The sequence below is a fragment of the Acinetobacter sp. YH01008 genome, from assembly GCF_013420435.1.
Classification (GTDB): domain Bacteria; phylum Pseudomonadota; class Gammaproteobacteria; order Pseudomonadales; family Moraxellaceae; genus Acinetobacter; species Acinetobacter pseudolwoffii.
This window is the reverse complement of sequence record NZ_VOYD01000029.1, coordinates 1-6,934: the sequence shown is the minus strand read 5'-3', so window position 1 is coordinate 6,934 and position 6,934 is coordinate 1. Positions and strand designations below refer to the sequence as shown.

5 protein-coding genes and 3 pseudogenes are annotated in these 6,934 nt (G+C 37.5%); 4 read left to right on the top strand and 4 right to left on the bottom strand.

Annotated features, from left to right (window positions below):
- Nucleotides 1-258: 258 nt before the first annotated feature.
- Complete coding sequence (locus tag FTT75_RS13105) at nucleotides 259-825, bottom strand: recombinase family protein (RefSeq protein WP_006581699.1); 567 nt, start codon at nucleotides 823-825, stop codon at nucleotides 259-261.
- 295 nt (nucleotides 826-1,120) lie between these two features.
- Nucleotides 1,121-2,284: a DNA methyltransferase gene (locus FTT75_RS13100; RefSeq protein ID WP_100355865.1), complete on the bottom strand. Its 1,164-nt coding sequence runs from the start codon at nucleotides 2,282-2,284 to the stop codon at nucleotides 1,121-1,123.
- Nucleotides 2,285-2,575: 291 nt separating this feature from the next.
- On the opposite strand from FTT75_RS13100, the gene FTT75_RS13095 reads away from it, so the two are divergent.
- Together FTT75_RS13095 and FTT75_RS13090 are read left to right on the top strand one after the other, a co-directional pair.
- Nucleotides 2,576-2,893, top strand: a complete 318-nt coding sequence (locus FTT75_RS13095; protein ID WP_100355864.1) for a hypothetical protein — start codon at nucleotides 2,576-2,578, stop codon at nucleotides 2,891-2,893.
- A 142-nt stretch (nucleotides 2,894-3,035) separates the two neighbouring features.
- Nucleotides 3,036-3,317: pseudogene (locus tag FTT75_RS13090) on the top strand (RepB family plasmid replication initiator protein); the annotation flags it as partial.
- A 70-nt stretch (nucleotides 3,318-3,387) separates the two neighbouring features.
- On the opposite strand, the pseudogene FTT75_RS13085 reads toward FTT75_RS13090, so the two are convergent.
- Nucleotides 3,388-3,861: pseudogene (locus FTT75_RS13085) on the bottom strand (type I restriction enzyme endonuclease domain-containing protein); the annotation flags it as partial.
- 39 nt (nucleotides 3,862-3,900) lie between these two features.
- Here FTT75_RS13085 and FTT75_RS13080 point away from each other — a divergent pair.
- A complete protein-coding gene (locus tag FTT75_RS13080; RefSeq protein WP_100355863.1) occupies nucleotides 3,901-4,587 on the top strand; it encodes a hypothetical protein in 687 nt (228 codons plus the stop codon).
- Between the two features lie 1,258 nt (nucleotides 4,588-5,845).
- Nucleotides 5,846-6,475: pseudogene (locus tag FTT75_RS13075) on the top strand (IS4 family transposase); the annotation flags it as partial.
- Between the two features lie 268 nt (nucleotides 6,476-6,743).
- Here the strand turns inward: FTT75_RS13075 and FTT75_RS15725 are convergent.
- A partial coding sequence (locus FTT75_RS15725) for a hypothetical protein (RefSeq protein ID WP_215899109.1) occupies nucleotides 6,744-6,934 on the bottom strand: 191 nt, incomplete at its 5' end.

Sequence of the window (6,934 nt, the reverse complement as noted above, 5' to 3'; positions counted from 1 at the left end):
GATAATCTTTCTCGGATTCAATCAATAATTGAACCGCTCTTTCTCTGATTTCAGGGGTATATTTTACTTTTTTCATCGGGACATTCTCTCAGAAAGCTTGGTCTCCGACAAACCCGGTACGGTTCAAAAATCTTCCATTGATTTATTTATATCTGTTAAACCAGTCGCATTATGAAATGTAATATAAGTAGAAATTTCAGTATAAATGGTCATGATCTTTTCTAAATTTGAATATCTAAGCGTCTTCATTAATCAACCTTATTGATTATTAGTTTCTTCTTTTAAAGCTCTTTGTACTGTTGCTATCCCTACTTTAAACTTTTCTGCAACACCTCTAAATGTTGAATTTTCTTCAGCCATTGCTTTTCGTATTTCAACATAGTCAACCTTCCGCTTTCTTCCCTTATATAAGCCCTTCGCTTTGGCTTTTGCAATTCCTTCCTTTTGACGCTCACGGATCATGGAGCGTTCAAACTCTGCAAATGCAGCAAGCATCTGAAACATGAGTTTATTTATTGCCGATTGTGCTACATCATGACTGAAGGTCAAATTCTCTTTATGAAAAATAATGGTTATACCACGATCATTCAGACTATTCACAATTTCGTTCAGATCATTTGTATTACGTGCCAGACGATCAATACTATGAACATGCACCGTATCACCTTCACGCAGATAGTCGAGCATTGCATTTAACTGAGGACGTTCACGGCTACCACCGCTTGCCTTTTCAGTAAAGGTCTTATCCAGGCTGATTCCATCTAATTGACGTTCAGTATTTTGTTCAGTTGAACTGACTCGAATATATCCGACCTGATTAGGCATTCTGTACCGTTAGAGTTTAGATAATTAAATACATATTGTACCGAAATTAAATATTAAGTCTATAAATACGGTTTTTGAGTTGCTTTTTAAGACTTTATTTTGTTCCGTTAGGCTATAGGACAATATGACAGTAAAAATCAAACTATGTTCATAAGAAGATATAGCTAAATACTGAATTTATCAGCACACCTAAAACCCTATAAAAATGGATTTTACAGGCATTTTTATGTGCTGATCTTTTTAGAATTTAGCTATAGCTTGAGCTGTTCAGCAGCTTAAAGTTTTTTCCACAAATTTAATTATTTAAGATGAATCTAAGGTTATTTAAAAGACTTAAATGTCCGAAATTTTTATTTTGTACCTTATACACAGGGCTAGGATTAGCGAACTCATTGGAGATAAATTCTGGAGTTGTAATAGCCCTTGCCAAATTTTTCGAGCAAAAGTCTTTTTCCAAATAACGTAATGTAAATAAAAAGGACTCTATATTAGGTGTTACTGCAATCCATTTTCTATTTAAGTTATTTGCCGCATTCAAACAGACGCTATCAAAGCTGAAAGCATCCAATATTAAAGAGTCTTCATTGGTACTGGATTTAATAATAACCTCATAGGCTTTCTGCAGATTTTTAATTTGGTATGTTGAATTTTTTGCTGATGCTAAGTCCCAATAATCTGTATATCTAACACCGGTATCACTTTTAACATAATCCTTTAAACGTGGATTACCTGTTCTTGACCAATGAATAAGGCCCTGTTGATCAAGTTCATCCATTTTTTCTGGAGAAAAACGCCAGTGCTTACCTTCGGGTGGATTCATATCCCTCCATTGTCTACCAGTTTCACCATGTTTTCGTACACCAGGAACATGTAAAGGCATGAGTCTAAATTGCCCCAGTGCATCCACATGAGGAAACTTTTTAGCTAAATTATCATCTGTGATTGTCTGGACCAGATCATTCCAAATAAAGTTATCTGTTTTGGTATAAAAAAGAATTACCTCATGAGCGGTTTTAGTAAAACCTTTTGATGCTTTAAATGAAGAATTATGGGTTTTTAGTAAAATTTGATTCACACACCTAGCTTCACCAAAAACTTTATCTAATATTACTTGGAATTCACTCATTAGGTGAAGATTGGAAACATGTACATATAGACTACCGTTATCAGTAAGTAATTGTCTCAATAATTCAAAATATTGACGGTAATGTTTAAGTACAGAATCTTTGTTTTTAAAGAGCCCCACAAAAAGAAAAAAATCGATCTCTGGTTTTATAACAATCAGATCAAACTCTTTGGATTGCGAAACAAGTCTATGTAAAGAGTTTATTTCATTCCCAACAATGATATCAAAGTCATTGATTTCATATTTTATTTTTTCAAAATCTTTATCAGAAATACCCGTGTCGCTATTTTCAAAGAAATAGCCAAAAGAAGGGAATGCAACAAACTCATCCATTGAAGTGTCTCAAAAAAAAATAGCTATTTGTATGGATTATATGATTGACAACCTTCATAAAACAAGTTAATTTTTTTGGTAACCAGTTTGGTTACCAAAAAAATTGTTTAAAAAAAAGAGCTTTAAAAACTCTTTTTCCCATTTATTACGATCATAAGAATATGAGGCAATAAACTACGCCACTTGGTAGGTTAGCGTAGGGATTTTTTCATAGTAGATATCGAAAGTAAAGTTATCTATATCCTCATTGTTTCTAGTTCTTGTGATCCTTTACTTTACAAGGATAAATTTATGCCAAATGTGTATTTAACCCACAATAACTTAGACTTGATGTACCGAGAGGAAAAAATCCGGAAGAGTTTTCAGAAAGAGGTCATTAAATCTGTTTTACAGAAGCTGTATGATTTTATGAGTTACGATTCTGGAAATTCATCAAATAAGATGATCACTTACTTTGGATTGAATGGATATTCAAGTCACTCTTCACATCAAGAGAAATTAGAGCAGTGGCTTCAACAAGAAATTTCGGAAGTTTACCTGCATGATATAAGTCAGGAAGAAGTCGTTGAGATTTTATGGAAAAAAATTCTCGATATCATTAGCCATTAATTTTTATACAGGCTGTACTAGATTAATCTAGTACAGCCTGTATATTAAAACCAATTTACAACTAAATTAGTTTCAAATTGGTTTCTATTTAGTTTCATTCTTCCTTTAACTTCTTCAGTGCAAATCTAATAATCCCATTATGGAGCAACATAAAACTGGACGTATGATCGGTGGTTTCTCATTTACGTTCATAACTAAGCAACAACCTAAGGAAGTCACGCACAGCAAAGCTAAGAAGCTAACAGACAAGCAGATTCAATTCTTTGCAAACAAGCTAGCTCACCATGATCCATTTGCAAGCCAAAAAGCTGCAGTAGGGGAAAGCTATGCTGATCTAGAGAAAAGGCTCCTGATTGAACTACAAGATCCCGAGGTTGTCAGAAAGTATTCTAGTGTCCTCAAAGAGTTAGGTCTTGAGATGTGATGTACAACTAGATTAGTTGTTTAAAACAACTAATCTAGTTTTTTAATAGTTGTAATTTGATTGCAAAAAATTAAGCAGCAGAGAGCTCTTCTGCTAATTGCTCAGCCTGTTCAAGCACAGTCTCAGTAGCCAATAAAGCCATATCAGGTGGATAGCCATACTTCTTGAGTAGACGCTTCACAATGACTCTCAGCTTCGCCCTGGCAGCTTCTTTGATGGTCCAATCCAAGGTTACGTTCTTACGAATAGACTCAGTCAGCACAACAGCGAGTTCGCGCAGGATCTCTTTTTGCATCAACTCTCTAGCACTGTCATTGTCTGCAACTGCTGAATAGAACGCATATTCATATTCAGTCAGGTTGAGTTCCTCTGCCATTTTGTCTGACTCTTGGATTGCCTTAGCCAACTTGATGAGCTCATCAATCACTTCGGCTGCAGTCAGTACCTTGTTCTGATAGCCCTTGATCGCAGAGCTCAGCATCTCCATGAGCTTTTTACCTTGCGTGACACTACGCTGCTCTCGCATCTTGATCTCATCGCCTAAACAACAATGACAAACACCGACTAAAAGGGGCGTTTTACGATGAAAAATTCGAACTTGGAGCTTATGCAGAGCGCCTTCGAGAGGCAGAATCAAATAAACCAACTGATCGTGAGCTTGCAGCTGCTCTCACAGACGCTGATCAACTTCGAGAAACTTATCGAGCAAAGCGAGCTGCCTATCATGAACAGTACCACCCTTTTAAACGGGATAGAGAGTACGACAAGATCCATAGAATCCAATCTAAGCTCGATTTTGACCGAGGTGGGGAATCTATCACCACAAGTGCTGCAAGAAGCAACAATGGACTATCTAGTAGCGTTAAAAGCAATCCACGAGCAGATATCGAATACAGATATATCGAAACTCCAACGGCTTTCAGTCTCAATCGAATCGCTGCAGACCGAAATCAACAAAGCAATTGGCAGCATTTCGATAGATCAGAAGAGCATCCAAGCCCAAGTCCAGGCCCAAGTGAAGCAGGCGATAGAAGAGAGCCAAAGCGAGCTAATAGAGACCGGAATTCAGTCGCTATTAAACTCTCAAAAAGCCAAATACATGACATGGGCGAGTACAGTTTTTGGGGGGCTGATGATTTTAATCAGTTTTTATACGATCTATCAGTTCAGTACAAACCTAAAAACCATCCAAGCACAAAAAGAAATGATTCAACAGAATTCACAAACAATTCAGAGCCAACTCAATTACCTAAACAGCATACGGAGATAAGTTATGCAGACCGAGATCGACCAATTTTTGACAGAGCAAAACGCCTTGTTGAGTCAACAAAACAGCTTGTTAGCAGAACAAAACGAAGCCTTGAGTCAACAGGTCAGTTCATTAAAGAATATTTTGACCACTTACAGCGAAGTAGAGCAGAGTTTAAAGGACAAAATCAACAACTTGAACTCAGAGAAAGAAGCTCAACAAGCCTTGATTTTGGCTATGAAAGTAGAACTTTCAAAGCTCGAGCAGGGCGAATTTTCGGAGCAATTACAGCAAGCATTTCAAGAAAACTTGAGAACCCAGTTACAAATGCAATTAACGACAGCATTAAATCAACTGGATTTAAACAGCATTGTCAGCGACCTGGTAAAGATCGAATTAAAATCCATTCAACAGACGCTAGACACACAGCAGACAGACCTGGAGACAGCACTCTCAACCATCTTGCAATTGCAGCTACCCACCGACTTTTACACAGACTTGGAGATGCAAAGCAAGCAGATCAATACGCTTGGGGAAACTGTAGAACGATTAATGACCTTAATCAACAACTTGAACAACTAGAACCCCTAGTCGCTAAAATTCGACCCAAGCCAAAGCCGGCTACAGATTTCCGTGACTTGAGAATTGACGCTTATTACCCTGGTTACGTTGCTGATCACAAACAACTTTCAGCCCAACAACAGCAAGCATACAACGATAATAATCTATTGCAATTGATTGGTTGTGTGCAGAAAAAAGCTCAAAACTTGGAGAAATACATCAGCCAAGCAAGCAGAATGATCAATACATGGGACTATGACAAAATCGAGGAGATCATCAAAAACGACCAACGCATGCTTAACTATCTGAAATGTGAAATTATTTTAGAGCCTCAAAATGACCATTTGAAACATCAAAGAGCGTCATATCAATCGTGTTTAGAGAGTTTTGAGAACATAAAGAGCCATATCCACGAGGTGAAAAAGCCTAATCCGACTCCTCAAAGCGATGTCTTAGAGCAAACTTATGAACCTGAAAAGCAGCCAAATCGTGATTATGATCTAGATTTTTAATTTCAGCATTGATGATATAAACCGTCCGCTTCGATAATAGCAAAAGCGCAGATTCTACAAGCGGACATTTCTATTTGGGGTTTACACAACAAAAAAGGGAGCTGTAAGCCACTGCTGTCCCATAGTTTGATTTAAATAAAAAAACCTGAGTCCGAACAGTTAAAATATGAGTGCAAACAAACACTTTAACGACCAGGATTCAGGTTTTGTCACATCAGAATACCGTATTTCATCAGTTAATTAAACCAGTCTTACGACAAGATTTTGAACGGCTTGCTAAACAACATCATGTTGGGCAGAAATTCAGATCTGCTTCTCGATGGGATCAGTTTATTGCCCTGTTAATGTCCCAACTTTCCTGCCGACAAAGCCTACGGGATATTCAATCCAATCTTGAGTCCCAGCAGGAAAAGCTTAATCATCTCGGAGCAAAGTCTATTCCCCGAAGCACGCTGGCACGAATCAACGAGGAGCAACCTGCTGCCTTGTATAAACAGATGTTTCATCAATTACTGCAATACTGTGAAAAATCAAAAGTAGCCCATAAATTTCGCTTCAAGAATCCTCTGTATTCCCTGGATGCCAGTCACATTGATCTGTCGCTTTCCTTGTGCGCATGGGCCAAAGTTCATGATTCAAAAGCCAGCATGAAACTCAGCATAGGATTGAATCACAGCAATCATATTCCTGAGTTTGTTGCAGTTGAAAATGGTAAAGAAAATGACATGGTACAAGGCCGAAAATTCCAGTTTCCCTCTGGCAGTATTGTGGTCTTTGACAAAGGCTATGTAGATTATCAATGGTATGCGAATCTGACCGCTCAAAATATTGGCTTTGCTGAATAAGCCGTCATGAATAGGTTTGTGCAACAAAGCCCTCTATAGCTCACGGCTTTTGGTTGTTGAGCTTTTTGAGTAGGTGATTGCTTATATTTTATCGTTTGTTTTGTTGTTTTAATAGCTGTATCAATAGCTGTATTGAAAGAGATGCTTGGAAGGATCTGTGCTGCTTCCAGGACATTACTGATCAATTTGGATTGGTATATCAAGTCATGGAGAATAAAGTTGTTGTTCTGGTCCTAGATGTTGATAGACGAGGTAGGGTCTATAAAGGCATGCAATCAAATTGGCTCACGGCTTTTGGTTGTTGAGCTTTTTGAGTAGGTAATTGCTTATATTTTATCGTTTGTTTTGTTGTTTCGATAACTGTATCAATAGCTGTATTGAAAGAGATGCTTGGAAGGATCTGTGCTGCTTCCAGGACATTACTGATCAATTTGGATTGGTATATCAAGT

Bases quoted from the DNA above. Each gene is read 5' to 3' on its own strand.
- FTT75_RS13105 (WP_006581699.1), bottom strand. From the start codon at position 825: ATGCCTAATCAGGTCGGATATATTCGAGTCAGTTCAACTGAACAAAAT.
- FTT75_RS13100 (WP_100355865.1), bottom strand. From the start codon at position 2,284: ATGGATGAGTTTGTTGCATTCCCTTCTTTTGGCTATTTCTTTGAAAAT.
- FTT75_RS13095 (WP_100355864.1), top strand. From the start codon at position 2,576: ATGCCAAATGTGTATTTAACCCACAATAACTTAGACTTGATGTACCGA.
- FTT75_RS13080 (WP_100355863.1), top strand. From the start codon at position 3,901: ATGAAAAATTCGAACTTGGAGCTTATGCAGAGCGCCTTCGAGAGGCAG.